Annotated in this window: 27 protein-coding genes; 11 read left to right on the top strand and 16 right to left on the bottom strand. The window is 72.6% G+C overall.

The window, feature by feature from the left end; translation table 11 throughout:
• Positions 1-576: 576 nt before the first annotated feature.
• Entirely contained in the window at positions 577-1230 is a 654-nt protein-coding gene (locus JXZ78_RS32065) for a DNA-3-methyladenine glycosylase (RefSeq protein ID WP_030021402.1), read from the bottom strand.
• A 185-nt stretch (positions 1231-1415) separates the two neighbouring features.
• Between JXZ78_RS32065 and JXZ78_RS32060 the strand changes: the two genes are divergently transcribed.
• From JXZ78_RS32060 to JXZ78_RS32050, 3 genes are all read left to right on the top strand, one after another.
• Positions 1416-2198: a sporulation protein gene (locus JXZ78_RS32060; RefSeq protein ID WP_030021401.1), complete on the top strand. Its 783-nt coding sequence runs from the start codon at positions 1416-1418 to the stop codon at positions 2196-2198.
• 122 nt (positions 2199-2320) lie between these two features.
• Complete coding sequence (locus JXZ78_RS32055) at positions 2321-2860, top strand: YbhB/YbcL family Raf kinase inhibitor-like protein (RefSeq protein WP_030021400.1); 540 nt, start codon at positions 2321-2323, stop codon at positions 2858-2860.
• A 444-nt stretch (positions 2861-3304) separates the two neighbouring features.
• Positions 3305-3808 (top strand): HNH endonuclease, encoded by a 504-nt coding sequence (locus JXZ78_RS32050; RefSeq protein WP_238783507.1) that lies wholly within the window; start codon positions 3305-3307, stop codon positions 3806-3808.
• Positions 3809-3820: 12 nt separating this feature from the next.
• On the opposite strand, the gene JXZ78_RS32045 is transcribed toward JXZ78_RS32050, so the two are convergent.
• The 4 genes from JXZ78_RS32045 to JXZ78_RS32030 all read right to left on the bottom strand — a co-directional run bounded on the left by JXZ78_RS32045 (position 3821) and on the right by JXZ78_RS32030 (position 7136).
• Positions 3821-4588 carry a sulfite exporter TauE/SafE family protein gene (locus tag JXZ78_RS32045; RefSeq protein ID WP_238783506.1) on the bottom strand — a complete coding sequence of 256 codons (768 nt, stop codon included), beginning with the start codon at positions 4586-4588 and terminating at the stop codon, positions 3821-3823.
• Positions 4589-4755: 167 nt separating this feature from the next.
• Positions 4756-5706: an SPFH domain-containing protein gene (locus tag JXZ78_RS32040; RefSeq protein ID WP_030021397.1), complete on the bottom strand. Its 951-nt coding sequence runs from the start codon at positions 5704-5706 to the stop codon at positions 4756-4758.
• Positions 5707-5845: 139 nt separating this feature from the next.
• The gene (locus JXZ78_RS32035; RefSeq protein ID WP_030021396.1) at positions 5846-6256 is read right to left on the bottom strand and encodes an NfeD family protein; all 411 of its coding nucleotides are present in this window, start codon (positions 6254-6256) and stop codon (positions 5846-5848) included.
• A gap of 88 nt (positions 6257-6344) precedes the next feature.
• Complete coding sequence (locus JXZ78_RS32030) at positions 6345-7136, bottom strand: ABC transporter ATP-binding protein (protein ID WP_030021395.1); 792 nt, start codon at positions 7134-7136, stop codon at positions 6345-6347.
• A gap of 108 nt (positions 7137-7244) precedes the next feature.
• Between JXZ78_RS32030 and JXZ78_RS32025 the strand changes: the two genes are divergently transcribed.
• Positions 7245-8066 carry an Rv1486c family protein gene (locus JXZ78_RS32025; protein WP_050502643.1) on the top strand — a complete coding sequence of 274 codons (822 nt, stop codon included), beginning with the start codon at positions 7245-7247 and terminating at the stop codon, positions 8064-8066.
• Positions 8067-8216: 150 nt separating this feature from the next.
• Here the strand turns inward: JXZ78_RS32025 and JXZ78_RS32020 are convergent, their stop codons facing one another.
• From JXZ78_RS32020 to JXZ78_RS32005, 4 genes are all read right to left on the bottom strand, one after another.
• Positions 8217-8462: a chaplin gene (locus JXZ78_RS32020; protein ID WP_030021393.1), complete on the bottom strand. Its 246-nt coding sequence runs from the start codon at positions 8460-8462 to the stop codon at positions 8217-8219.
• 112 nt (positions 8463-8574) lie between these two features.
• A complete protein-coding gene (locus JXZ78_RS32015; protein WP_030021392.1) occupies positions 8575-8814 on the bottom strand; it encodes a chaplin in 240 nt (79 codons plus the stop codon).
• A gap of 215 nt (positions 8815-9029) precedes the next feature.
• Positions 9030-9677 carry a response regulator gene (locus JXZ78_RS32010; protein WP_030021391.1) on the bottom strand — a complete coding sequence of 216 codons (648 nt, stop codon included), beginning with the start codon at positions 9675-9677 and terminating at the stop codon, positions 9030-9032.
• Positions 9670-10845: a GAF domain-containing sensor histidine kinase gene (locus tag JXZ78_RS32005; RefSeq protein ID WP_050502642.1), complete on the bottom strand. Its 1176-nt coding sequence runs from the start codon at positions 10843-10845 to the stop codon at positions 9670-9672. The genes JXZ78_RS32010 and JXZ78_RS32005 overlap by 8 nt, the downstream gene beginning before the upstream one ends.
• 202 nt (positions 10846-11047) lie before the next feature.
• Here JXZ78_RS32005 and JXZ78_RS32000 point away from each other — a divergent pair, with 202 nt between their 5' ends.
• From JXZ78_RS32000 to JXZ78_RS31985, 4 genes are all read left to right on the top strand, one after another.
• Positions 11048-11842 (top strand): SDR family NAD(P)-dependent oxidoreductase, encoded by a 795-nt coding sequence (locus tag JXZ78_RS32000; RefSeq protein ID WP_030021389.1) that lies wholly within the window; start codon positions 11048-11050, stop codon positions 11840-11842.
• Positions 11839-12957, top strand: a complete 1119-nt coding sequence (locus tag JXZ78_RS31995; RefSeq protein WP_030021388.1) for an S-adenosylmethionine:tRNA ribosyltransferase-isomerase — start codon at positions 11839-11841, stop codon at positions 12955-12957. Before JXZ78_RS32000 ends, JXZ78_RS31995 begins: the two co-directional genes overlap by 4 nt.
• Positions 12958-12973: 16 nt before the next feature.
• Positions 12974-13675 carry a nitroreductase family protein gene (locus JXZ78_RS31990; protein ID WP_208870171.1) on the top strand — a complete coding sequence of 234 codons (702 nt, stop codon included), beginning with the start codon at positions 12974-12976 and terminating at the stop codon, positions 13673-13675.
• A gap of 364 nt (positions 13676-14039) precedes the next feature.
• On the top strand, positions 14040-14783 hold the full coding sequence (locus tag JXZ78_RS31985; protein WP_030021386.1) for a transglycosylase SLT domain-containing protein: 744 nt from the start codon (positions 14040-14042) through the stop codon (positions 14781-14783).
• A 74-nt stretch (positions 14784-14857) separates the two neighbouring features.
• On the opposite strand, the gene JXZ78_RS31980 is transcribed toward JXZ78_RS31985, so the two are convergent.
• Positions 14858-17551: an FHA domain-containing protein gene (locus JXZ78_RS31980; RefSeq protein WP_030021385.1), complete on the bottom strand. Its 2694-nt coding sequence runs from the start codon at positions 17549-17551 to the stop codon at positions 14858-14860.
• Between the two features lie 240 nt (positions 17552-17791).
• Here JXZ78_RS31980 and JXZ78_RS31975 point away from each other — a divergent pair, with 240 nt between their 5' ends.
• Together JXZ78_RS31975 and serB are read left to right on the top strand one after the other, a co-directional pair.
• Complete coding sequence (locus JXZ78_RS31975; RefSeq protein WP_030021384.1) at positions 17792-19843, top strand: streptophobe family protein; 2052 nt, start codon at positions 17792-17794, stop codon at positions 19841-19843.
• Between the two features lie 133 nt (positions 19844-19976).
• Positions 19977-21224: a phosphoserine phosphatase SerB gene (gene serB / locus JXZ78_RS31970; protein WP_030021383.1), complete on the top strand. Its 1248-nt coding sequence runs from the start codon at positions 19977-19979 to the stop codon at positions 21222-21224.
• A gap of 206 nt (positions 21225-21430) precedes the next feature.
• On the opposite strand, the gene JXZ78_RS31965 is transcribed toward serB, so the two are convergent.
• The 4 genes from JXZ78_RS31965 to JXZ78_RS31955 all read right to left on the bottom strand — a co-directional run bounded on the left by JXZ78_RS31965 (position 21431) and on the right by JXZ78_RS31955 (position 23910).
• On the bottom strand, positions 21431-21949 hold the full coding sequence (locus JXZ78_RS31965; RefSeq protein ID WP_030021382.1) for a SixA phosphatase family protein: 519 nt from the start codon (positions 21947-21949) through the stop codon (positions 21431-21433).
• Positions 21950-22046: 97 nt separating this feature from the next.
• Positions 22047-22256, bottom strand: coding sequence for a hypothetical protein (locus JXZ78_RS31960; protein WP_030021381.1), 210 nt, complete (start codon positions 22254-22256; stop codon positions 22047-22049).
• A 207-nt stretch (positions 22257-22463) separates the two neighbouring features.
• Positions 22464-22580: an SGM_5486 family transporter-associated protein gene (locus JXZ78_RS40465; protein ID WP_275126387.1), complete on the bottom strand. Its 117-nt coding sequence runs from the start codon at positions 22578-22580 to the stop codon at positions 22464-22466.
• A gap of 4 nt (positions 22581-22584) precedes the next feature.
• Complete coding sequence (locus tag JXZ78_RS31955) at positions 22585-23910, bottom strand: CynX/NimT family MFS transporter (protein WP_033038354.1); 1326 nt, start codon at positions 23908-23910, stop codon at positions 22585-22587.
• 189 nt (positions 23911-24099) lie between these two features.
• Between JXZ78_RS31955 and JXZ78_RS31950 the strand changes: the two genes are divergently transcribed.
• Positions 24100-24771, top strand: a complete 672-nt coding sequence (locus JXZ78_RS31950; protein WP_030021379.1) for a FadR/GntR family transcriptional regulator — start codon at positions 24100-24102, stop codon at positions 24769-24771.
• Positions 24772-24847: 76 nt separating this feature from the next.
• Here the strand turns inward: JXZ78_RS31950 and fabI are convergent, their stop codons facing one another.
• Together fabI and fabG are read right to left on the bottom strand one after the other, a co-directional pair.
• Positions 24848-25624, bottom strand: a complete 777-nt coding sequence (gene fabI / locus JXZ78_RS31945; RefSeq protein ID WP_030021378.1) for an enoyl-ACP reductase FabI — start codon at positions 25622-25624, stop codon at positions 24848-24850.
• Between the two features lie 5 nt (positions 25625-25629).
• Positions 25630-26334: a 3-oxoacyl-[acyl-carrier-protein] reductase gene (gene fabG, locus JXZ78_RS31940; protein ID WP_030021377.1), complete on the bottom strand. Its 705-nt coding sequence runs from the start codon at positions 26332-26334 to the stop codon at positions 25630-25632.
• Between the last annotated feature and the right edge of the window lie 77 nt (positions 26335-26411).

Raw genomic sequence — 26411 nt, 5'->3', positions numbered from 1 at the left:
GCTGCCGGTGGACGGGGTATCAACATATCTGGCGTTGACTTTTGGCACGCTGTTGAGTTCTCAAGGAACGGACGCTTCCTTTGTGCCTGTTTCACCAGGCTCTCCGGGCGCTTCCCTTCGGTCTTGCGTTTCCGACTCTATCAGATCCTCGCGGTCCTGATTTTCGCCGGTGCGTTTCGGCCTTTCGGCTTCTTCGCGGTTCCAACCTTACCAGATCCGTTCGGCGTTTCCGCTTTCCGTTTCCGGCCCCTGTTGGAGCGGGGCGACCGTCCGGCTTTCGCTTTCCGGCCCTTCCGACGTTATCAGACCCGGTTCCCGGTCCGTTGCCGGACCGAATTCGTTTCCGATGCCCCGTCGGCGGGGCGTGTTACGCCTTTCGGCGTGATCACTACTTTAGGCGAATTCCCGTGCGGCACATAATCGTGCCGTGGCGGGTTCGAATTTCGGCAAGCGAAACAAGACCCCGCCAGGGGTGATCGTTCGTAGGTAGTGGGTTTGCGTCGCTCGGCGGCCCGCGCAGACAGCGCTGCCCGTGTCAAGCGGCTCGGGCCACGTTAGGCGGTCCGGAGCGCAGAGTCAAGCAGCCCTGCTCCGGCGCTTGCGCGGCACGTGGGCGCGGTACGGGCTGACGGTGGGATCGCCGTCGATCCAGAAGCGCCACGGGTGCGCGGCGCCCTCGCCGCTGATGCCCGTACGCGGTCCGTTGAGCACCTCCGCGGCATCCGCCGGGTGCCCGTGCAGGACGGTGAGCGGCTGGTCCGGGTCGGTGGAGCAGATGTCCGTACCGTCCAGGGAGCGGTCGATGTCGAGGGCGGTGGCGAGCCGGGCCGGGCCCTTGGCCAGTTCGCGGGCGTTGCGTGCCTTCGGGCGGCGCTCGGCCGCCTGCTGCGTTCCGGTGAGCACTTCGCCGGCCCGCAGCAGCACACCGCTGGCGGTGTCCTCCTTGTTGCAGACCAGGTTGAGGCTGAACCACATGCCGTAGATGAAATACACGTACGCGTGACCGGGAGGTCCGAACATCGAGGCGTTGCGCGCGGTGCGTCCCCGGTAGGCATGGGAGCCCGGGTCCGAGGAGCCGTTGTAGGCCTCTACCTCCGTGATGCGCAGTTCGATCGGCCCCTGCGGCGTGCGGCGTACGAGAGTGCGGCCGAGCAGCTCAGGCGCGACGTCCAGGACGGGACGGTCGAAGAAGTCCCGCGTGAGCGGTCGGCGGTCCGGTGCGACGATCATGCGGATCAAGGGTAACGGAGAGCGACGCGAAGCACCGGGTGGGCGACTGGCCACCGGGGCGTTCCGTTGGGAGGGTGTCGCCCACGGAACCGGTCCGCGCCGTCCGGCGTGGGTAGCTGACGACCGGCGGCCGCGATCACGGCGCATCACACGAGGTACAGGCGTCTGCCTGGGGAGGAACGAGCATGGGGTTCAAGAAGCTGCTGGCCAGCTTGGGGGCCGGAGGCGCGTCGGTGGAGACGGTGCTCTTCGAGGAGAACGTCGTGCCGGGCGGTGTCGTGCAGGGCGAGGTGCGGATCGAGGGCGGTTCGGTCGCCCAGCAGATCGAGAAGCTGTCGGTGGGCCTCCAGGCGCGGGTGGAGGTCGAGGGCGGCGAGCAGGAGTACAAGCGGGACGTCGAGTTCACCAAGCTCCAGCTCGGCGGGGCCTTCGAGGTGCAGGCCGGTGCGGTGCACACGGTGCCGTTCGGGCTGGAGATCCCGTGGGAGACGCCGGTGACGACGTTCCTCGGGCAGCAGCTGCACGGGATGCACGTAGGGGTGACGACGGAGCTGGCGATCGCCCGTGCGGTGGACTCCGGCGACCTCGATCCGGTCAACGTGCACCCGCTGCCCGCGCAGCAGGCCCTGCTGGACGCGTTCGGCCGGCTCGGGTTCCGGTTCAAGAGCGCGGACCTGGAGCAGGGGCACATCCGCGGCACCCGGCAGCGGCTGCCCTTCTACCAGGAGATCGAGTTCCACGCGCCGCAGCAGTACCGCGGTCTGAACCAGGTCGAGCTGTCCTTCGTGGCGGACGACCGGGAGATGGACGTGGTGCTGGAGATGGACAAGAAGCCGGGGCTGTTCAGCGAGGGCAGCGACGCGTACCGCTCGTTCGTGGTGCCGCTGGACGGTTATCAGGCGACCGACTGGGCGGCGTACCTCAATCAGTGGCTGGCCGAGGTCGGCGGCAAGCGCAACTGGCTCTGACGGGCTCGTGCCGTAGGCCCGGCCGGGGCCGCGTGTCGCACCCCCGGCCGGGCGTCGGGGGTCGCGGCGCAGGATCTAACCTGGCCGGACAGGTGTCCATTCGCGACTCAGGAGGTGCCCAGGTGTCCGAGCTCAAGCGCCGGCCGCTCCCGCACGATTTCCATCCGCCGGTGGCCGGGTTCACCGTGGTGAGCGACGAGGTGACCGACGGCGGCAGGCTCCCGTCGGCGCAGGTGCAGGCGGAGGGCAACACCTCGCCGCACCTGCGGTGGGAGGGCGCGCCGGAGGGGACCCGCAGCTACGCGGTCACCTGCTTCGACCCGGACGCGCCGACCGGCAGCGGTTTCTGGCACTGGACGGTCTTCGACATCCCCGCTTCGGTCACCGAGCTGCCCGCGGGGGCCGGCAGCGGTGCCATGAAGGGGCTGCCGGAGGGGGCCGTCCACGTGCGCAACGACGCGGGGTCGTCGGACTTCACGGGTGCGGCACCGCCGCCCGGTGACGGGCCGCACCGCTACGTCTTCACCGTGTACGCGGTGGACCAGGAGAAGCTGGGGCCGGACGCGGACGCCACGCCGGCCGTGGTCGGCTTCAACCTGCGGTTCCACACGATCGGGCGGGCGCAGCTGATCGGCGAGTACGAGGTGCCGGCCGGCGGCTGAGCAGAGGGCCGGTGTCCGCCCGGAGGCGGAAACCGGCCCTAATTCCGTTGCGCCCCGGCGCTTCCGCTCGCACAGTGGTGCATGGCTGGCAAACGGCGCGCAGGACGGCCGTCGGGCAGCCGGTACCGCAGCGGCGGGGACGGCGGGGCGCAGGTGTGTCGCCGGCCGTCTGCCGGAGTCCGCTCTCGTGTCGGACGGCCGCGTCGGCTGCCATACGCTCCGGGGTCCCGGCGAACGCACGGGGGTGGGGCCCCGGGGCGTGCCGCCCGCTGTGCGCCGTGGCGTGCTCCCTTCCGCCCCCCTTGCGCGCACCCGTACCTTCACCTCCCCGTCATCTCCCATCTCCCTTGTGGCGTGCGGAAATTGCGTTGTCCAGGGGATCACTGGAGCTGCACAGTGGAGCCACTTCGCCGAGCGGCGAACGGGGACCGGGAGGTGGACGGGATGCGCGAGACACTGGTGCTCAACGCGAGCTTCGAGCCGCTGGCGACGGTGTCGCTGCGGCGCGCGGTGGTGCTGGTCATGCAGGACAAGGCCGTGGTCGAGCAGGCGCATCCGGGACTGCGGATCCGGGCCGCGGCGGTGGAGATGCCGGTGCCGCGGGTGATCCGGCTGAGCCGGTACGTACGGGTGCCGTTCCGAAGACAGGCGGCGTGGTCGCGGCGGGGTGTGCTGGTGCGGGACCAGCACCGGTGCGCGTACTGCGGGCGGCGGGCGACGACCGTGGACCACATCGTGCCGCGGTCGCGCGGCGGCGGGGACAGCTGGCTGAACACGGTCGCGTCCTGCGTCGAGGACAATCACCGTAAGGCGGACCGGACGCCGGAGCAGGCGGGGATGCGGCTGCTGACCCGGCCGTTCGAGCCGACGCCCGCGGACGCGCTGGTGGCGGCGCTGGCCGGTGCCGTACGGGAGGAGCTTCCGGAGTGGCTGGGGCTGCCGGCGTAGCGTCCGGACGGGTCACCTCAGCAGCAGCTGGGTGATCGCGGCGATGCCGACGGCGACGATCACGCCGCGCAGTACGGCGGGTGGCAGCCGCCGGCCGATTTTGGCGCCGACCAGGCCGCCGAGGGCCGAGCCGGCGGCGATGAGGACGACGGCGAGCCAGTCGATCTGCGCGGCGAAGAGGAAGAAGAGCGCGGCGACACCGTTGACGAACAGGGCCAGCACGTTCTTGACGGCGTTGAGGCGTTGCAGGTCTTCGCTGAGCAGCAGGCCCATCAGGGAGAGGTAGATGACTCCCTGGGCGGCGCCGAAGTAGCCGCCGTACATGCTCGCGAAGAAGAGGCCGGTCAGCAGCAGGGCACCACCGTCCGCACGGACGGTGGTGCCGTTGCGTTCGCGGCGGGCGCGCAGGGCGGCGGCGAGCCGGGGCTGGAGGACGACGAGGACGAGTGCCACGGCGATCAGGGCGGGCACGATCGCGTCGAAGGCGTCGGAGGGCAGCACCAGGAGGAGGGCCGCGCCGATCAGCCCGCCGGCCAGGGCCGCGGCGCCGAAGCGCCGTATGCGGCGTCCCTGGCCGGCCAGTTCGCGGCGGTAGCCGAAGGCGCCGCTGAGCGAACCGGGCACCAGGCCGAGGGTGTTGGAGACGTTGGCGGTGACCGGCGGCAGACCGATGGCCAGCAGGACCGGAAAGGTGATCAGGGTTCCGGAGCCGACGACGACGTTGATCGCGCCGGCCGCGCCGCCCGCGCCGAGGACGGCGAGCGCTTCCCAGACGGTCATACGGGCTCCCTCGTACATGATCGGCACGGTCCGGCCTGATCATGCACCAGGGCCCGCCCCCGGGGACAGCACTACGGGCGTGCTGCCGGGGGCGGGCCCTGGGAGGAACCGGGCGGCGCCGGGAGGAATCGGGTCACAGGAACCGGACCGTGCCGGGAGGAACCGGGTCAGTCGATGGTCGGCTGTTCGCGGTGGGGGGCGGACTTGGTCATGCCGGGGCCGCCGGCCGGGGCGCCGCCGCCCGCGGGGTTGAAGCTGTTGATGGCGCCGCCGAGGCCCTTGAGGGCGTCGCCGATCTCGCTGGGCACGATCCAGAGCTTGTTGGCGTCGCCCTCGGCGATCTTCGGCAGCATCTGGAGGTACTGGTAGGACAGCAGCTTCTGGTCCGGGTCGCCGGCGTGGATGGACTCGAAGACCACCCGGATCGCCTGGGCCTCGCCCTCGGCGCGCAGCGCGGCGGCCTTGGCCTCACCTTCGGCGCGCAGGATCGAGGACTGCTTCTCGCCTTCGGCGGTGAGGATCTGGGACTGCCGGACACCTTCGGCCTGGAGGATCGCGGCGCGCTTGTCACGGTCGGCGCGCATCTGCTTCTCCATCGAGTCCTGGATGGAGGTCGGCGGCTCGATGGCCTTGAGCTCGACGCGGTTGACGCGGATGCCCCACTTGCCGGTGGCCTCGTCCAGGACGCCGCGCAGCGCCGCGTTGATCTCCTCGCGGGAGGTCAGGGTCCGTTCCAGGTCCATGCCGCCGATGATGTTGCGCAGGGTCGTGACGGTGAGCTGCTCGATCGCCTGGATGTAGCTGGCGACCTCGTACGTCGCGGCGCGCGCGTCGGTCACCTGGTAGTAGATGACGGTGTCGATGTTCACGACCAGGTTGTCCTGGGTGATCACCGGCTGCGGCGGGAAGGGGACGACCTGTTCGCGCAGGTCGATGCGGTTGCGGATGGAGTCGATGAACGGGACGACGATGTTCAGGCCCGCGTTCAGGGTGCGGGTGTAGCGGCCGAACCGCTCGACGATGGCGGCGCTGGCCTGCGGGATGACCTGGATCGTTTTGATGAGTGCGATGAATACGAGCACCACCAGGATGATCAGGACGATGATGATCGGTTGCACTGCGGCTCCCCGGTACCCCTCGGTTGCTGACTGCGGCGGCCGGTGCCGGCCTGGTCTTGATCGAGTCTTTCAGAGCGACCGGCCGTCACGCAGGCGCTTCGCCTCATCCGTGCGCTCGTACGACGACTGGCTTGAACGCTCACATGACGACCGCGGTGGCGCCTTCGATCTCCACCACGTCCACCTTCTGGCCCGGTTCGTAGACCTGGTCCCCGTCCAGCGCGCGGGCGGACCAGACCTCGCCGCCGAGCTTGACCCGGCCGCCGGAGGCGTCGACCCGCTCCAGGACCGTGGCGGAGCGGCCCTTGAGGGCGTCGATCCCCGAGGCCAGTTGCGGGCGTTGGTTCCGGTGGCGGTTGGCGATGGGGCGTACCACCGCGATGAGCGCGACCGAGACGGCGGCGAAGACGACGAACTGCATGACCGTGCCTCCGCCGAGCCCCGCGGTGACGGCGCCGGCGACGGCACCGACCGCGAGCATGCCGAACTCGGGCATCGCGGTCACGACGAGCGGAATGCCCAGTCCTACGGCGGCGATGAGCCACCACACCCATGGATCCACGCCTTCATGGTAGATCCGCCGGACGGCCCGGGACAGGGGCCGTCCGGTCAGGAAGAGCGGGGCGTCGGCGGGCCCTTCAGGAGAGCGGCAGGCCCTGGGCGGTCCAGCGGTCGCCGTTGCGCTCGACGACCAGGGGCAGGCCGAAGCAGTGCGAGAGGTTGCTGGAGGTCAGCTCCAGGTCGAGCGGTCCGGCGGACAGCACCTTGCCCTGGCGGATCATCAGGACGTGGGTGAAGCCCGGCGGGATCTCCTCGACGTGGTGGGTGACCATGATCATGGAGGGGGCGTACGGGTCGCGGGCGAGCCGGCCGAGGCGGCGTACGAGGTCCTCGCGGCCGCCGAGGTCGAGGCCGGCCGCGGGCTCGTCCAGGAGGAGCAGCTCGGGGTCGGTCATCATCGCGCGGGCGATGAGGGTGCGCTTGCGCTCGCCCTCGGAGAGGGTGCCGAACTTCCGGTCGAGGTACTCGTTCATGCCGAGCCGGTCGAGGAAGGCGCGGGCGCGCTGCTCGTCGATGTCCTCGTACTGCTCGCGCCAGCCGGCGGTCATGCCGTAGGCGGCGGTGAGCACGGTCTGCAGGACGGTCTGGCTGCGCGGCAGCTTGTCGGCGAGGGCGATGCCGGCCACGCCGATGCGCGGGCGCAGGTCGAAGACGTCGACCTTGCCGAGGGTCTCGCCGAGGATCGAGGCGGTGCCGGTGCTCGGGAAGACATAGCTGGAGGCGACGTTGAGCAGGGTGGTCTTGCCAGCGCCGTTGGGGCCGAGGATCACCCAGCGCTCGCCCTCCTTGACCGACCAGGAGACCTGGTCCACCAGAGCCCGTCCTTCGCGGACCACGGATACGTCCACCAGCTCCAGCACATCGCTCATGAGCGCGTTGTCTCCCATTGCATATCGGTCGGTCTCGTGCGCCTGTGGGCGCATCCCCCCTGCAAACCTACGCCACTCGATGTCAGTGCCTGTCCTTAGGCTGGGGACATGCTCGATGAACCTCGTTCGGGACGGCTGGCCGCGTGGGGAAATGCCCTGTTGGCCGGGCTTGTCTCACCTGATGAAGCCGCGCAGCGGATCGCGGACGACGACGCGGTGCACCGCGTGCTGGACCTGCCCGGGGAGCCGGGCCCTGTCGGGCTGACGCTCGCCCTGGGGCGGCTGCGGGCGCTGGGGGCGACCGGCCTGCGGGTGGCGCTGCCGGTGCCGGGTCATCCGCTGGGGCTGAGCGGTCCCCCGGAGTTCAACGCGCGGGCGCTGGAGGCCGAGGAGGCGGTGCTGGCGTCCGGGGCGGGGCTCGGGCTCGTCCCGGAGGTGTGGGAGTCCGGCCCGGAGGGCGCCGGGGTGCCGCGCGAGGACGTGCATGTCGAGGTGGTCTGGCACTGCCTGCCCGTACGGGACGCGCCCCCGGCGGACGTGCCCTCGCTCGGCGAGGCGGAGCGGGAGCTGGCGGAGGCGCTGCGGGAGGCGACCGAGGTGCTCTCCCGGCTGGACGTGGCGGGCTCCGGGCCGGTCGCGCAGGCGGCGCTGGAGGCGTACCGCGCGCGGGCCGAGGCCGGACGGCAGGTGCTGGCGCCCGGCTATCCGCCGCGGGCGGTGCGGGTGCTGGAGCTGGCGCAGCGGGTCGGCGCGCTCATCGGCATCGCGCGGAGCGCCGGCGGGGACGGGCGGGAGCACGGCGGTGCGGTGAGCGCGTCCGAGATGGCGGCGCGGGCCGAGGCGCTGCGTCCGGTGGAGCGCACGGCCCGGCGGGCGCAGGTGGCGGCGTACAACGCGTACGTGGAGGAGGCGGAGCGGGGCCGGGGGTGAGCGGCGGCGGGCGGGGCCGGGGGTGAGCGGTGCCGGGCCGGGCCGCTTCCGTACGGGAAAGCCCCGCCGGCCGGGGTGCGGTCGGGCGGGGCCTCCGGGTGGACGCGGGTGGTCACGCGGTCCGGGGTGCGCGGCGGGGTGTGCCGTGGATCAGCGGTTCGCGGAGGCGTTGCCGTGGGCCGGGTTGAGAATGCCGACGACGCTGACGGTGTTGCCGGTGACGTTGACCGGCACGCTCACGGGGACCTGTACGAGGTTGCCCGAGAGGACACCGGGGGACTTGGTGACCGCGCCGTTGGCGTGCGCGTGACCGGTCGCGGCGGCGGACCCGGCGGCGGCACCGGCGGCCAGTCCGGCGGTGGCGAGGACGAGGGCGGCCTTCTTGGCGGTGTTCATGGAAGTGTTCCTCACGTGTCGGCGCGGGGCCGTGGGGTGGTGGTCATCGGGTGCTCGGCGGGGCCGGCCCGTCGGGGGTGGGTGGCCGGGCCGGCCCGTCGCGCGGAGGCGGTCAGGAGTTGTGGCTGCGGTTCCCGAAGGCCGGGTTCAGGACGCCGACGACCGAGATGCTGTTGCCGGTGACGTTGACCGGGACGTGCACCGGGACCTGGAGCAGGTTGCCGGAGACGACGCCGGGCGAGTTCACGGCGTGGCCCTGCGCGACACCCTGGGCGGAGGCGATACCGGCACCGGCGACGGCGAGTCCGCCGGTCGCGATCGTGACGGCCACGGCCCTCTTGATGTTCTTCACTTCTCTGACCTCTCCTCACAACGGCCGCGGTCGACTTCCGCGGCACGCCATGGAGAACGGCCGGACGCCTGACGGGTTGCGCCACACGGGTGACGTCCACCCGACGGTATGAATCTCGGATGGGATGACGGCGGACCGGCGCACGCCCTGATAGTCGGGCCGGGGCCGCACCGGCACCGGCCGGCCGGTGCCGGTGCGGCCCCGGCCGCCGCCCCTCAGGCGCCGATGCCGTGCCGGACCGCCCAGAGGGCGGCCTGGGTGCGGTCGGCCAGGTCGAGCTTCATCAGGATGTTGGAGACGTGGGTCTTGACGGTCTTCTCGGACAGCACCAGCGCGCGGGCGATCTCGCGGTTGGAGCGTCCGTCCGCTATCAGGGCGAGGACCTCGCGCTCCCGCTCGGTCAGCGACGTACCGCGCCCCTGCCCGTGGTTGCCGTCCTCCTGGGAGAGCAGCGCGCCGGCCACCTCGGGCTGGAGGAGGACGTGTCCGGCGTGCACGGAACGGATGGCGCCGGCCAGTGCGTCCGGATCGACGTCCTTGTAGACGTAGCCCGCGGCGCCCGCGCGGAGGGCCGGGACGACGGTGCGCTGCTCGGTGAAGCTGGTGACGACCAGCACGCGGGCCGGGTTGTCCAGTTCGCGCAGCTTGCGGAGGGCTTCGATGCCGTCCATGCCCGGCATCTTGACGTCCATCAGGACGACGTCCGGGCGCAGTTGCTCGGCGGCGGCGATGCCCTCGGCGCCGTCGGACGCCTCCCCCACCACCTCGATGTCGTCCTGGACCTCCAGGAACGTGCGCAGTCCGCGGCGGACGACCTGGTGGTCGTCGACCAACAGCACCCGAATAGCTCCGGTGTCAGCCACCAGGCACCTCCATCTCCACAGCAGTGCCCTTGCCGGGCTCCGATTCCACGGTGAGCCGGCCGCCGACGCCGCTCGCCCGGTCGCGCATCGACACCAGCCCCAGGTGACGGCCGGCGCGGCGGACCGCGCCGGTGTCGAAGCCACGGCCGTCGTCGGCGACGCGCAGCAGGGCGCCTTGGCCGTGCCGTACGAGGGTGACTTCGACGCGGTCGGCGCCGGAATGCCGCAGGGCGTTGTGCAGGGCTTCCTGGGCGACCCGCAGCAGTGCTTCCTCTTGGGAGGCGGGCAGGGCGCGTATGCCCTGGGCCTCGAAGGTGACGTGTGCGTGGTGGGCGCGGTCCAGGACCTGGGTCTGGGAGCGCAGGGTGGCGACGAGGCCGTCCTCGTCCAGGGCGGCGGGCCGCAATTCGACGACGGCGGCGCGCAGTTCGTCGGCGGCTTCCGCGGCGAGGGCGGCGACCTGCTGCAACTCGCCCTTGGCGCGCGCCGGGTCGCGGTCCACCAGGGCGGTGGCGGCCTGGGCGGTCAGCCGGAGCGAGAAGAGCTTCTGGGCGACGGCGTCGTGGAGTTCGTGGGCGAGCCGGGCGCGCTCCCCCGCGATGGTCAGCTCGCGGCTGCGCTCGTACAGGCGGGCGTTGGTCAGGGCGATGGCGGCGTGCTGGGCGAGTATGCCGAGCAGCCGTTCGTCCTCGGCGGTGAAGCCGCAGCCGCCCGCGGGCTTGGGGCACTTCTTGTTGGCGAGGAAGAGCGCGCCGAGGATCTCGTCGCCGTCGGCGACCGGCAGGCCGATGAAGTCGGACATGTCCGGGTGGGCGGCGGGCCAGCCGCCGAAGCGGGGGTCGGTGCGGACGTCGGCGAGCCGCTCGGGGGTGGCGTTGTGCAGCATCGCGGCGAGGATGCCGTGCTGGCGCGGCAGCGGGCCGATGGCCTTCCACTGCTCCTCGCTGACGCCGTCGACCACGAACTGGGCGAAGCCGCCGTGGTCGTCGGGCACGCCGAGGGCGGCGTACTCGGCGTCGAGCAGCTCGCGGGCGGAGGCGACGATCGTCTTGAGCACGTCGCGCACCTCCAGGTGCCGGCTCATGGCGAGGATCGCGCTGCTCACAGCGGGGATCCCGGCGCCCGGCCCGTCACCCGGCCCGTGTCCGTCCCCCGGTCCGTTGGTCATGGCTTCACGGTACCGGCGGGCACTGACAGCCGTATCGGACCACCGGCGGCCTTCGCCTGGGCCCACCGGACTAGGGCGAAGTGCCCTCAGGTGTCCCGCCCGCTGCCCGAGGCGGCCCGGGCCGCCCGGTTCCTAGCGTGAGCAGGGAGGACGCGGATCGGGGCGACGACGGCGCCCGTCGAGGCGAGAGGCGGTTCGGGCCATGCCGGTGGCGGTCATCACGGGGGCATCGAAGGGGCTGGGGCGTGCGCTGGGCGCGGCGCTGGCCGGGCGCGGCTGGGACCTGGTGGTGGACGCCCGGTCGGCCGGGCCGCTGAAGGAGGCGGCGCGGGGGCTGCGCCGGGCGGGTGCGCGGGTGGTGGCGCTGCCCGGGGACGTGGCGGACGCCGGGCACCGGGCGGAGCTGGTGGCCGCGGCGCGGGGGCTGGGCGGGCTGGATCTGCTGGTGAACAACGCGAGCGTGCTGGGCGCCGAGCCGCTGGTGCGGCTGGAGGCGCAGCCGCTGGACGGGCTGCGGGCGGCGCTGGAGGTCAATGCGGTGGCGCCGCTGGGGCTCGTACAGGAGGCGCTGCCGTTGTTGCGGGCCTCGGAGCTCTTCGGGGAGCCCGTCGCTTCTCCTTATATAGGGGACGGCAAGCACCCTTCTCCTCATACAGGGACAGAAGCCCACAAAGGCCCCGCCCCCGGTGGCGCCGTGCTCAACATCAGCTCCGACGCGGCGGCCGAGGCGTACGCGACCTGGGGCGGCTACGGCGCGGCGAAGGCGGCGCTCGACCAGCTCTCGGCGGTGCTGGCGGTCGAGGAACCGGGGCTGCGGGTGTGGTGGGTGGACCCGGGCGACATGCGGACGGAGCTGTACGCGGCGGCCGTGCCGGACGACGACGGCACCGGGCGCCCGCTGCCCGAGACGGTCGTACCGGCGCTGCTGCGGCTGCTGGACGCCGGGGCGGCCAGTGGGCGGTACGCGGCGCCGGGCCTGCTGGACGGTGACCGGTGACCGCCGAGGTGCTGCGGGTGCCGGCGGAGCTGTCGGCGCGGGAGCCGGCCGAGCAGCGCGCGCCCGGCCTGGGGCGGGACGCGGTACGTCTCCTGGTCAGCCGGGGTACGGCGGAGCCGGCACACCACGCGTTCCGGGAGCTGCCGGAGCTGCTGTCGGCCGGGGACGTGCTGGTGGTGAACACCTCGCGGACCCTGCCGGCGGCGCTGGACGGCCGGATCGGGGACGGGCGGGGCCGCGGCGAGCCGGTGGTGGTGCACTTCTCGACGCGGGCGGACCGGCGGTATCCGCGGCCGGGGGTGGCGGCCGGGGACTGGGCGGTGGAGCTGCGGACGCCGGACGGCTGCGGCAGTACCCGGCAGCGGGCGGGCGGCCCGGCGGGCGCGGTGGTGCGGCTGCCGGGCGGCGCGCGGCTGACGCTGCGGGCGCCGGTGGACCCCGGGAGCGTACGGCTGTGGTGGGCGCGGGTGTCGGGGGCGCCGGCCCTGGACGTGATGCGCCGGTACGGGCGGCCGGTCCGGTACGGCTACACGGACCGGGACCAGCCACTGGCCGCGTATCAGACGGTGTTCGCGGTGGGCTCGCCGGACGGCGGAGGCAGCGCGGAGATGCCGAGTGCGGCGCGGCCGTTCACCGCGTCCCTGGTGGCGCGGCTGGTGAGCAGGGGCGTGCAGATCGCGCCGGTGACGCTGCACACGGGGGTGGCGTCGGCGGAGGCGTACGAACCGCCGTACCCGGAGCGCTTCGCGGTGCCGCCGTCCACGGCGTGGCAGATCAACGCGGGGCGGGCGGGTGGCGGCCGCACGCTGGCGGTGGGGACGACGGCCGTGCGGGCCCTGGAGTCCGCCGCCGACGCGGCCGGGCGGATCCGGGCGGCCTCCGGGTGGACGGATCTGGTCGTCACCCCGGAGCGCGGGGTGCGGGCGGTGGACGGGCTGCTGACCGGGCTGCACGAGCCGGAGGCGTCGCACCTGCTGATGCTGGAGGCGGTGGGGCGGGCGGCCGCGGGCGGCGCGGCCTTCGGCGACGCGCTGTGCCGGGCGTACGCGGAGGCCGTACGGCAGCGGTACCTGTGGCACGAGTTCGGGGATCTCCACCTCGTCCTGCCGTCCTGAGCTCCAGACTCGGAGCATGTCGACACCAACGAGGAACTGGACACCGACCCACGGCGATCCCTACCGGTCGGTGCCGTACCACCCGGAGCGGATGCCGGCCGGCGAATCGCTGGCCCGCGCCGCCGAGCTGCGGGAGCGGATGGACCGGCGGCGGACCGTCCGGCAGTTCTCCGCCGATCCGGTGCCGGAGCAGGCGGTGAAGGACGCCATCGCCTGCGCGGCCACCGCGCCCTCCGGGGCGCACCAGCAGCCCTGGACGTTCGTCCTGGTCAAGGACCCGGAGGTGCGGCGGCGCATCCGGGAGGCCGCGGAGGAGGAGGAACGTGTCTCCTACGCGGGGCGGCTGGGCGAGGAGTGGCTGGCGGCGCTGCGGCCGCTGGGCACCGACGAGATCAAACCGCATCTGACCGACGCGCCGCACCTGGTCGTCGTCTTCCAGCAGCGGTACTGGCTGGGCCCGGACGGCAGCAAGCACAAGCACTACTACGTGGACGAGTCGGTGGGCATCGCGGTCGGGATGCTGCTGTCCGCGCTGCACCTGTCGGGCCTGTCGGCGCTGGTGCACACCCCGAGCCCGATGCGCTTCCTCCAGGAGGTGCTGGGGCGGCCGGCGAACGAGAAGGCGTTCGCCGTGATTCCGGTCGGGTATCCGGCCGAGGACTGTCGCGTACCGGATCTGGTCCGAAAGACTCTGGACCAGGTGCTGGTGGAGATCTAATTCACTGACGCACTGTGCGAATGCAATCACACCGGGCAACTAAACCTTGTGCCCGGTGTGACGCCGCACATAGGACCCAGGTCACTTACGAACGACATTAGTGGCTTTCCGGCATGCGTACGACTTTTGGATGATGCGGGCTGTACCTGGGGTGGACCCGGCAAGGAGACCGGGAGAACCCGGCCGTGACGCGATATCCGCGCCCCGGGTTCCACTAAGCGGCATCGTAAATCGGCTCTTTGCTCGTCGAATTTTCGGCCGCTAACAATGACTCCCGTCGCTCGGCGCCGTGGACAGAACTCGGCGTTCACCGCCTTTCCCGGCCACAGCGGCGCACCCCCGTCGGATAGAGGTCAGTCCCCCCATGCCCAAGCACGCCATTCCCGGCTACGCCCGCCTGAACCGGACGCACAAGCTCTCGGCCGCCGGCGTCGCCGCGGCAGGTGCCGCCGCCCTGGTCTTCGCCGTCGTACCGGGCTCGGCCGACGCCAAGCAGGGCCACGACCAGGCAGCCGTCCAGAACGTCAAGCCGGTCGCCTTCAGCGCGGTCGACACCGCGGCCAAGACCCAGCAGGACACCATCGGCAAGCAGGCGGACGCCTCCGCGCAGCAGGCCGAGAAGGACGCCGCCGAGGCCAAGAAGAAGGCCGAGGACGACGAGAAGGCGGCCAAGGCCAAGGAAGAGGCCGACGCCAAGGCCAAGGCCGACCAGGAGCGCAAGGACCAGGAGGCCGCGAGCCGGTCCGCCGACCGTGCCGCCCCGGCCCCGGAGCCGGCCAAGACGTACGGCAACGACCTGGACGGCTGGATCCGCGAGTCGCTGGACATCATGCAGAAGCAGGGCATCCCCGGCTCCTACGACGGCATCTACCGCAACATCATGCGCGAGTCGACCGGCAACCCGCAGGCCGTCAACGGCTACGACTCCAACGCGCAGCAGGGCACCCCGTCCAAGGGCCTGCTCCAGGTCATCGACCCGACCTTCCAGGCGTACCACGTCGACGGCACGTCCTGGGACATCTTCGACCCGGTCGCCAACATCACCGCCGCGTGCAAGTACGCCGCCGCGACCTACGGCTCGATGGACAACGTGAACTCCGCGTACTGAGCCGGACGCGCACACGCCGCGGGGCGGCACCCACTGTGGGTGCCGCCCCGCGGCGTTCGTCGTGCCGTGCGCTGCTACTTGCGCATGACCTCCGGCTCGTGGCGGCGCAGCAGCCGGGCCACCACGAAGGCGAGGGCCACGCCGAGCGCGAGCAGGATGACCAGGTCCATCGCGTAGACGCTCGCCTCGTGCTTCCACAGCGGGTCGGGGTTGCCCGCCTCCCACGGCAGCAGCGTGTTCATGTCGGCGGTCGCGCCCATCGCGGCCACCGCCCAGCGCGACGGCATCAGCCACGCCACCTGGGCGACGCCGACCGTGTCGAACAGCTGGAAGAGCACGCCGGTGAAGACCACCTGCACGATGGCGAACATGACCAGCAGCGGCATGGTCTTCTCGGCGGTCTTGACCAGCGCCGAGATGATCAGGCCGAACATCATCGAGGTGAAGCCGAGCGCGATGACGGCGATCCCCATCTCGACGGCCGGCAGGCTCTTGAACAGCACGCCCTCGGTGGGCATCTTGCGCGGGGTGAAGCCGATCGCCGCGATGATCACGCCCTGGAAGGCGGTGACCACGCCGAGCACGATCACCTTGGACATCAGGTACGCGGAACGCGACAGGCCGGTGGCCCGTTCGCGCTCGTAGATGACCCGCTCCTTGATCAGCTCGCGGACCGAGTTGGCGGCGCCCGAGAAGCACATGCCGACCGCCAGGATCAGCATGATCGTGCTGGCGTCGCGGTTGGGGCCCTTGGGGCCGTAGCCGAGGCCGTGCTGGCTGGGGATGAGGATGGAGACCACGCCGAGCACCGCCGGCAGGATCAGCATCAGGCCGAGGAAGCCGCGGTCGGAGGCGAGCACGGAGACGTAGCGCCGCATCAGGGTCCACAGCTGCGAGCCCCAGCTCTGCGACTTCTGCATCCGGGCCGGGGGCGCCTGGACCGACACCGACTGCGGGGCCACGGCGTCGATGTCCGCGGCGTACATCTGGTAGTGCGGGGAGCCGCGCCAGCGGCCCATCCAGTCGTAGTCGCGGTAGTTCTCGAAGGCGGAGAAGACGTCCGCCCAGGAGTCGTACTGGAAGAAGTTCAGCGCCTCCTCGGGCGGGCCGAAGTAGGCCACGCCGCCGCCCGGCGCCATCACCAGCAGCTTGTCGCACAGGGCCAGCTCGGCGACGGAGTGGGTGACCACCAGGACCGTACGGCCGTCGTCGGCCAGGCCGCGCAGCAGCTGCATGACGTCGCGGTCCATGCCCGGGTCGAGGCCGGAGGTCGGCTCGTCCAGGAATATCAGGGACGGCTTGGTCAGCAGCTCCAGGGCGACCGAGACGCGCTTGCGCTGGCCGCCGGAGAGGGAGGTGACCTTCTTGTCCTTGTGGATGTCGAGCTTGAGCTCGCGCAGCACCTCGTCGATCCGGGCCGTGCGCTCGGCCTCGGCGGTGTCGCCGGGGAAGCGCAGCTTGGCCGCGTACTTGAGGGCCTTCTGGACGGTCAGTTCCTTGTGGAGGATGTCGTCCTGCGGGACCAGGCCGATGCGCTGGCGCAGCTCGGCGAACTGCTTGTAGAGGTTGCGGTTGTCGTACAGGACGTCGCCCTGGTCGGCGGGCCGGTAGCCGGTCAGCGCCTTGAGCAGGGTGGACTTGCCGGAACCGGACGGGCCGATCACCGCGACCAGCGACTTCTCCGGGACGCCGAAGGAGACGTCCTTGAGGATCTGCTTGCCGCCGTCGACGGTGACGGTCAGGTGGCGGGCGGAGAAGGACACCTCGCCGGTGTCGACGAACTCCTCCAGCCGGTCGCCGACCAGCCGGAACGTGGAGTGGCCGACACCGATGATGTCGTTCGGGCCGACCGGCGCCTTGCCGGACTTGGGGACCGGCTGGCCGTTGATGTACGTACCGTTGTGGCTGCCGAGGTCGTGGATCTCGAAGCGGCCGTCGGGCGTGGCCCGGAACTCGGCGTGGTGCCGGGAGACCTGGAGGTCGGAGACGACCAGCTCGTTCTCCAGCGCGCGGCCGATGCGCATGACGCGGCCGAGGTCGAGGCGGTGGAACGTGGTCGGGCTGCGGTCGCCGTAGACCGGCGGGGCGGCGGCGCCGGGCCGGTCCCCGAAAGGCTGCTGGGACGCGGGGGGCTGCTGGGCCACGGCGGGTCCGCCGTGCGGGGGCTGCTGGACGTACGAGGCCTGCGGCGGCTGGTTCCAGCCCTGCTGCGGCACCTGGTGGGCCGGGGACTGGTGGGGTGCCTGACGGGCCGGGGCCTGATGAGCCGGTGCCTGGTGGCCAGGTGCCTGGTGGGCGGGTGCCTGATGGGCGGGTGCCTGGTGGGCGGGTGCCTGATGGACCGGCGGCTGCTGGGCCTGCGGCGGCGCGGCCCAGCCCGGCGCGCCCTGCTGCTGGGGCGCGGGCCTGGCGGCCTGCGGCGGAGCCATCGCACTCGGCGCGCCGTGCACACCGGCCGGCGCGGCACTGCCGGACAGGGTCAGCCGCGGGCCGTCCGTGGCGTTGCCGAGATGCACCGCGGAGCCGGGGCCGATCTCCAGCTGGTGGATCCGCTGTCCCTGGACGTACGTGCCGTTGGTGCTGCCCTGGTCTTCGATGACCCAACTGCGCCCGCTCCAGCGCACGGTGGCGTGCCGCCAGGAGACCCTGGCGTCGTCCAGGACCATGTCGCCCTGCGGATCTCTGCCCAGGCTGTAGGACCGGGACGGGTCGAGCGTCCAGGTCCGTCCGTTCAATTCGAGTACGAGTTCAGGCACTCCATGCCCCATTACATAGTCCCCCGAGTGACGCCCTGTATGGGAAGTCTAGGGATGGCGAACATCGTGAGGAACTATTTCAGGCGCGGTGCCCGGAGCCAAAAAACCGGTCGCGCAAGGTCATCAGCCGCCTGCGTTGACGGCGGCGAAAGGCCCACGGAGAGTGGTAAGCGCCCACGGATGCCCATGGATGCGTACGGATCATGGCATCGCGCGCGTTCGGGGCGAGCCGTCTGGGATCGGGGGCTGCCGATGACCGCCGCGAGGACCGCGGGAATCCGTTGGGGCGACGTGGTGCTGTCCGCCGTCGCCGCGGTCAGCTGGGCGTTCCTGGCGATGGCGGGGGTGGCCGCGCTGGGGCTGCATCTGCTCGGCGCCGACTCGGCGGCGTCGCTCGGACCGCTGACGGCCGCGGCGGTGGTACTGGCCGTGGGCGGCTCGGTGACACCGTCGGGCGATGTGAGCGCCTTCGGGCTGGAGGGGCAGGCCGCCCGGTCCGCCGTCGACCTCGCTCCGTTGGGCGTGGGGCTGGTGGGCGCCCTGGTGCTGGGGTGGGTGTTCGCCCGCTCGCTGCGCCGGGCCGGCGCGACGCTCGGGTGGGGCGAACTGGCCGCCAGGGCCGGGGCGTCGGCGGGACTGTTCGTCGCGCTGCTGGCCTTCCTGGCCTGGGCCGGACACGACACCGTGACGATCGACGGCAAGACGCTGGCCGGGCTGGGCGGGCTGATCGGCGGCGGAGGGGGCGGCTCGGGAGGCGGCGGATCGGGAGGCGGCGACGGCGGACTGCTGGACCGGCTGCGCGACGGCCTGGGCGACCTCGGGATCGGCGACGGCGGCGGGCTGCCCGGACAGATCGCCGACCTGATCGGCGCCGAGGCGTCCGTCGGCTTCGCGGTGGACACCGGTGCCTCGCTCGCCGGTGGCGCGGTGTGGGTCCTGGGGGTCCTGCTCATCACGGTGCTGGCGGCCCGGCGGGCACCGCTGCCCCGTGCGCTGGAGGCGGCCCACCGATACGTGCGGCCCGCGGCGTCGGCGCTGGTCACGGTGGCCCTGGTCGCGGTGGCCGCCGGTCTGGCGGCAGCCGGGTACGCGGCCGTCGGCGACGACCATCCGCGGCGGGTGCTGGGCGCGGCGCTGCTCGCCGCCCCGAACGGCGTCTGGCTGGGCATCCCGCTCGGTCTGTCCGTCCCCTGGCACGGCAGCGCGTCCGGCGTGCTCACCCGGTTCCTGCCCGACCCCGTGGACCGGCTGCTCGACGGGCGGAACGACATCCGGCTGACCGTCGGACGGCTGGCCGAGCTGGACGGCCGGGTGTGGCTGCTGCCGGTGGCCGCCGCGCTGTTGATGCTGCTCGCGGGCGTGCTCACGGCGGTCCGTACGCCACGGGAGGGCACCCGGACGCTGCCGTTCGCCCTGCGGTGCGCGGCCGGCCTGGGCGGGCTGACGGCGCTGACGCTGCCGCTGTGGGTCCACCTGACCGGGGTCTCGGCCAACGCGAGCCTGTCCGTCTTCGGGTTCGACGCCTTCGGCGCGGGTCTGGAGCTGCGCGGGAGCGTGCCTGCGGCGTTCGCGCTGGGGGCGGTGTGGGGAGCGGCGGCGGGCCTGCTGGGCGGGCTGCTGGCGTGCGCCACCGGGGCTGCCGGGCGGCGGGCGGTACGGCTGCCCGGTGGCGTGGAGCGGTTGGCGGAGGGCGGGCGGCAGGACGACGGGGGGCATGGGACCCGTACGCGGGAGTCCCGTACCCAGGGCTTACGGGAGCAGGACCCCCGTAGGCAGGACGCTCGTACGCGGGGATACGGGCGTCCCGGCGCCCAGGACTACCCCGACGCCGCTTACCGGCCCGGCCCGTACACCCCCTCCCCCGCCTACCGGCCGCCGCACGCCGACACCAACCCGTACCTGCGCCCGCCTCAGGATGCGGAGCCGCCCGGGGCCTCCCCCGAGCCGTCCTCCGGCGGGCCGCCGCGCAGGCAGAGCTGGCCGACGCCACCGCCGGGGCCCCTGCCGGAGACCCAGACCTGGCCGCCACCGCCGGAGCAGCCCCCGCACACCCGGGACTGGGGCCCGCCGCCCGCCGGGCACGCGGCACCGACGGCCCGGCGCCCCGGGAGCAGGCCGCCGGAGGCCCCTGCGCAGCCGCCCGAGTCCCATCCCACGGTGGACGGCGGGCACCGGCCGCCGCCTCCCCCACGTCCCCCGGTGCCGCCGAAGCCGCACGGCAGGCCGCGGCAGCGGCGCGAGGACCCGGCGGAGGAGCCGCCCGAGGGGCCGCCACCGCCCGGGCGGCCGGGAGAAGGGCGCTGAGCAGGGCGTCGGGGCAAGGTGTCGGGACACGGTGCCGGGGCGGGGCGTCGGGGCGGGGCGTCGGGGCGGGGTGCCGTCCGTACCACGGACACCTGTACGGCAGCCGGCGCGGGCCGGTTACCGTAAGAGCACCATGAGCGCATCGCAGATCCCGCCTGCCACCGCCGTACCGGGCGACGACGTACCGACCCTTCTCGTCAAGATCTTCGGCAAGGACCGGCCCGGCATCACCGCCGGGCTCTTCGACACTCTCGCCGCCTACTCCGTCGACGTCGTCGACATCGAGCAGGTGGTCACCCGGGGCCGCATCGTGCTGTGCGTCCTGGTCACCTCCCCCGTCCCGGCCGACGGCTCGTCCGGCGTCACCGAGGGCGACCTGCGCGCCACCGTGCACAGCTGGGCCGAGTCGCTGAACCTCCAGGCCGAGATCATCTCCGGCATCGGCGACAACCGGCCGCGCGGCACCGGCCGCTCGCACGTCACCGTCCTCGGCCACCCGCTCACCGCGGAGTCCACCGCCGCCATCGCCGCCGCGATCACCGGCACCGGCGGCAACATCGACCGTATCTTCCGGCTCGCCAAGTACCCCGTGACCGCCGTGGAGTTCGCCGTCTCCGGCACCCCGACCGAGCCGCTGCGCACCGCGCTGGCCACCGAGGCGGCCGCGCTCGGCGTGGACGTCGCGGTGGTCGCCTCCGGGCTGCAGCGCCGGGCGCAGCGGCTGGTCGTCATGGACGTCGACTCCACCCTCATCCAGGACGAGGTCATCGAGCTGTTCGCGGCGCACGCGGGCTGCGAGCGGGAGGTCGCCGAGGTGACCGCGGCGGCGATGCGCGGCGAGCTGGACTTCGAGGAGTCGCTGCACGCCCGCGTCGCGCTCCTGGAGGGGCTGGACGCGGGGGTGGTGGAGCTGGTGCGCAAGGAGGTACGGCTGACTCCCGGCGCGCGGACGCTGGTGCGCACCCTGAAGCACCTGGGTTACCAAGTCGGCGTCGTGTCCGGTGGGTTCACCCAGGTCACCGACGCGCTCCAGGAGGAGCTGGGGCTGGACTTCGCGTCCGCCAACACACTGGAGATAGTGGACGGCAGGCTCACCGGCAAGGTGACGGGCGAGATCGTGGACCGGGCGGGCAAGGCGCGGCTGCTGCGCCGCTTCGCGCACGAGGCCGGTGTGCCGCTCGCGCAGACCGTCGCGATCGGCGACGGCGCCAACGACCTGGACATGCTGAACGCCGCGGGCCTGGGTGTCGCCTTCAACGCCAAGCCGCTGGTGCGCCAGGCCGCGCACACGGCGGTGAATGTGCCGTTCCTGGACACCGTGTTGTACCTGCTGGGCATCACCCGCGAAGAGGTCGAGGCCGCCGACACGCACGACGACTGAGGGCTGCACTCTCCCTCCGGACCCACCCGACGGCTGAGAGCCGTCTCTTCCTCCGGACCCACCCGACGGACCGAGGGCCGTCTCTTCCTCCGGACCCACCCGACGGCTGAGAGCCCGCCTCCCGCTCCCTGCCCCGGACACGGACGAGGGCTCCGGCGCACACAGCGCCGGAGCCCTCGTCCGTTCGGTGCTGCCGGGTCACCGGGTCAGGCGTGCGGCGCCCAGAAGGCGTCCAGGCGGCCGACGCCGTGCTCGACCGCCTTCCAGGAGCCGGTGAAGGTCAGCACGGCGATCGAGGACGTCGGGAAGCCGCTGCGGTTCATCCGGGCCAGCAGGTCGCCCTCGGCCTCGCCCGCCAGCGCGTCGGCGAGCCCGTGCATGCCGGGGTTGTGGCCGACCAGCATCAGGTCGTGCACGTCTTCGGAGGTCTCGTTCAGCACGGCGATCAGTTCGCCGAGGGAGGCTTCGTACAGCCGCTCCTCGTAGACGGTCTTCGGGCGCTGCGGCAGCTCGCCCACGACGAGCTTCCAGGTCTCGCGCGTCCGCGCGGCGGTCGAGCACAGGGTCAGGTCGGGGGTGATCCCGGCTCCGGCCAGCCAGTGACCGGCGACCGGGGCGTCCTTACGGCCTCGCTCCGCGAGGGGGCGCTCGTGGTCGCTCTCCTGCGACCAGTCGGCCTTGGCATGGCGAAGAAGGACAATCCGGCGAGGTGTTTCGGCGCTCATGTGTCCAGCTTCGCACGAAACGCAGCGCGGGGCGCGAGGTGTTGAGGCGCTCCCTCCGCAGGGTGAACGCTCCTCCGGCGCGCCGCCGTCACCGGGCTCAGACCCCGATGCCGACGAGGCGGGCGAGGAATTCGAGTACGGGTGCCAGGCCCTGGGACGCGCTCACCGCGTGCGCCGTGGACGGCGCCGTCATGACGACGAGCAGCGCGACGAAGGAGACGACGGCGAGGGCCACGGCCCACCACGGCAGGCCCGTGCGCGCGCCCGGGCTGCGGGGGACGGACGGCCTGCTGGAGACGGCGGACATCGGTGGCCTCCGGGGGGCATCGGCGGGGACGACGCGGCCGCGTGGTGCGGCCGCGTCCACCGCAGCGGCACGGTGTGCCTCGAACCTATGGTGCCGCGGGGGCCGTTCCCATCCGGTACGCCACCCACTTGCCCCTGAGCCTGGCCCCCTAGGGGACGGTGGGGCTGTCCCCACCCCCGCACGGCGCGTCAGGCGCGTCGAGGCACGTCAGGGTGAGGCGAGGCTCGCGATGACGGCGATGACGGCGGTCACGGCGAGCATCGCCCCCAGGACGATGAGCAGCTTCTTCTGTCCGCCCGGCGGATTCGGTTCGAGCACTGGCATGGCTTCAGTGTCGCACCTCGGCCTCGTCCTCCATCCGGCGGTCCCGGCCCGCAAGCATCCCGACCGCCATCTGGGGCACCATCAGCCCGGCCATCAGCGCGATGGGCAGGCCCCAGCCGCCGCTGTGCTGGTAGAGCGTGGCCACCAGGAGCGGTCCGGGGATGGAGATCAGGTAGCCGACGCTCTGGGCGAAGGCGGACAGCCGTACGACGCCCTCGGCGCTGCGCGAGCGCATCCCGATCATCGTCAGGGCCAGCGGGAAGGAGCAGTTGGAGATGCCCAGGAGCAGCGCCCAGGCCCAGGCTCCGGAGGCCGGGGCCAGCCACAGTCCGGCGTAGCCGGCCAGGCCGCAGATGCCGAGCCCGACGGCCAGCGGCCCCTGGTTGCGCATCCGGGCGGCCACCCGGGGCAGTACGAAGGACAGCGGTACGCCCATCGCCATGGTGACGGCGAGCAGGACGCCCGCGGTGCCCGCCGGGACCCCGGCGTCGCGGAAGATCTGCGGCATCCAGCCCATGGTGATGTACGCGGCGGTGGCCTGGAGGCCGAAGAAGACGGCCAGCGCCCAGGCGGTCGGCGACGTGCTGACCCGCAGCGCCGCGGCCGGTGCGGCGGGCTGCCGGGCGGCGGGCCCGCGCTCTCCCGCGCGGCCGCGGACGGCCGTCAGCCAGGGCAGGACGGCGAGGACGGCGAGCAGCGCCCACACCACGAGGCCGGACTGCCAGCTGCCGCCGAGCGCGGACGTGATGGGAACGGTCAGTGCCGCGGCCAGCGAGGTGCCCAGGGCGAGGGCCATCGAGTACAGGCCGGTGAGCGGCCCGACGCGGTCCGGGAACCAGGTCTTGATGACCACCGGCAGCAGGACGTTGCTGACCGCGATGCCCGCGAGGGCCAGCGCGGTGGCGGCGAGGAAGCCGGCGGTGCTGCCGGTGTAGGGCCGTACGGCGACGCCCGCGGCGATGGCGGCCATACCGGCGCAGACGACCGCGCCGGGGCCCCAGCGCCGGGCCAGCCGCGGGGCGGCGGTGCCGAAGACCGCGAAGCACAGGGCCGGTACGGAGGTGAGCAGCCCGGCCACGGTGGCGCTCATGCCCAGGCCGGACCGGACCTCTTCCATGAGCGGGCCGAGGCTGGTGATGGCGGGGCGGAGGTTGAGGGCGGCCAGGACCAGGCCGGCGACCATGAGGAACGGCAGCCCTCGCCGGGCGGCCGGAGCGCGGGCCGGCTCCGGCGTCGCGGCGGGCCCGGGCCGTCCGGCCGGGTGCCGCTCCGGCGGGGTGTCCGGGGCTCCGGCACCGGGGCCGAGGGTCGCGAGGGAGTCGTCTGTCATGGACAGCATCATAGAATCATGGGATGAATGCCTGTCCAACGATTTCGCTTCCCGGTTCCCGGTCCCCGGGCTCCGGCGCTCGGCGTCCTCTCGCGGTGCCCCCCGCCGGGCCTTTCGCGATGCCCCCCTGCCAGGCTTCTCGCGGTGCCCCCCGCCGGGCTTCCGTCTCCCGTCTTCTGGAGCGCTGACATGCCACTGACCTCCCCCCGGCGCTCCGCGCTGGCGGACCAGGTGATCACCCAGCTGCGGGCGCAGATCACGTCCGGTGAATGGCCGGTGGGCTCCCGTATCCCGACCGAGCCCGAACTGGTCGAACAGCTCGGGGTGGCCCGCAACACCGTCCGCGAGGCCGTACGGGCCCTGGCGCACAACGGTCTGCTGGACATCCGGCAGGGGTCGGGCACGTACGTGGCCGCGACCAGCGAACTGGCCGGGGTGATGAACCGCCGCTTCGCGGACGCCGACCCCGGGCACGTGGCGGAGCTGCGCAGCGCGCTGGAGGCGACGGCGGCCCGGCTGGCCGCCCGGCGCCGCACCGACCAGGACCTGCGGCAGCTCGACGCCGCGCTGGAGCGGCGCGAGCGGGCCTGGGAGTCCGGCGCGGCGACGGCGTTCGTGGAGGCCGACGCGACGCTGCACATGGCGGTCGTCGCGGCCTCGCACAACGAGGTCCTGGCCGAGCTGTACGCCGACCTCGGGGGCGTACTGCGGGAGTTTCTGCGCGCCGACGTGGGCGACGTGCTGCGGCCCGAGGCGTATGTGGACCACGCGCGGCTGGTCGCGGCGATCCACGCGGGCGACGACGAGCGCGCCGCGGCCGAGGCGGGCGCGCACCCCTTCGGCTGCCGGGCCGGCGGCTGAACCCCGTACCACGCACGCTGCCCGCCCCGGCGGACCGGGACGGGCAGCGTTGCGGCGTTTCAGGCGCCGAGGGGCGTCAGGCACCCATCATGTGCACGCCACCGTCGACGTGGACGATCTCGCCGGTGGTCTTCGGGAACCAGTCCGAGAGCAGCGCCACGACGCCGCGGCCGGCCGGCTCGGGGTCGGTGAGGTCCCAGCCGATCGGGGCGCGGGTGGACCACACGTCCGTCAGCTCCTCGAAGCCGGGGATCGAGCGGGCGGCCATCGACTTGATCGGACCCGCCGAGACCAGGTTGCAGCGGATGTTCTTCGGGCCCAGGTCACGGGCCAGGTAGCGGGAGGTGGCCTCCAGCGCCGCCTTGGAGACGCCCATCCAGTCGTACTTCGGCCAGGCCATCTGCGCGTCGAAGTCCATGCCGACGACCGAGCCGCCGCGCTTCTCCAGCAGCGGGAGCAGGGCCATGGTCAGGGCCTTGAGGGAGTACGCCGAGACCTCGACGGCCGTGGCGACCGACTCCCACTCGGTGTTCAGGAAGTTGCCGCCCAGCGCGTCCTGCGGGGCGAACCCGATGGAGTGCACGACACCGTCGAGCTGGTCGTCGCCGAAGTGCTCGGTGACCTTGGCGGCCAGGCCGTCCAGGTGCTCCTTGTTCTGCACGTCCAGCTCGATGACCGGGGCGGGCTTCGGCAGCCGCTTGGCGATGCGCTCGACGAGGGAGAGCCGGCCGAACCCGGTCAGCACGACCTCGGCACCCTCCTCCTGCGCCAGCTTGGCGACGTGGAAGGCGATCGAGGCGTCCGTGAGGACCCCGGTGACCAGAATGCGCTTGCCTGCGAGGATTCCACTCATGCTGATCAGTGACCCATGCCCAATCCGCCGTCGACGGGAATGACGGCTCCGGTGATGTACGCGGCCTCGTCGGAGGCCAGGAAGCGGACCGAGGCGGCGATCTCCTCGGGCTGCGCGTAGCGCGCCAGCGGCACCTGCTTCACGATGCCCTCCCGCTGCTCGTCGCTGAGCGCGCGGGTCATGTCGGTGTCGACGAAACCGGGCGCGACCACGTTGACGGTGATGTTACGGCTGCCCAGCTCACGGGCGAGCGAGCGGGCGAAGCCCACCAGCCCGGCCTTGGAGGCGGCGTAGTTCGCCTGGCCCGCGGAGCCCAGCAGGCCCACGACGGACGAGATCAGCACGACCCGGCCCTTGCGCGCCCGCAGCATCCCGCGGTTGGCGCGCTTGACCACCCGGAAGGTGCCGGTGAGGTTGGTGTCCAGGACCGAGGTGAAGTCCTCCTCGGACATCCGCATGAGCAGCTGGTCGCGGGTGACGCCGGCGTTGGCCACCAGCACCTCGACCGCGCCGTGCTTCTCCTCGATCTCCTTGTAGGCCTGCTCGACCTGCTCGGCGTCCGTGATGTCGCACTTCACGGCCAAAAATCCCTCGGGCGGCTCTCCCGAGCGGTAGGTGATGGCGACCTTGTCGCCTGCCTCGGCGAAGGCCCGGGCGATGGCGAGGCCAATGCCGCGGTTGCCTCCGGTGACCAGAACCGAGCGGCTCAAGAGATCACCCTTTCCGTGTCCTGTCCGACCTGCGTTCGCTACGAAACTATCGGTCACCGGCCTCGTACGGAGAATCG

This window comes from Streptomyces monomycini (genome assembly GCF_022271435.1).
GTDB classification, from domain to species: Bacteria; Actinomycetota; Actinomycetes; order Streptomycetales; family Streptomycetaceae; genus Streptomyces; species Streptomyces monomycini.
Note: the sequence above shows the minus strand (reverse complement) of the source record. Positions and strands in the feature narration are given on the sequence as shown.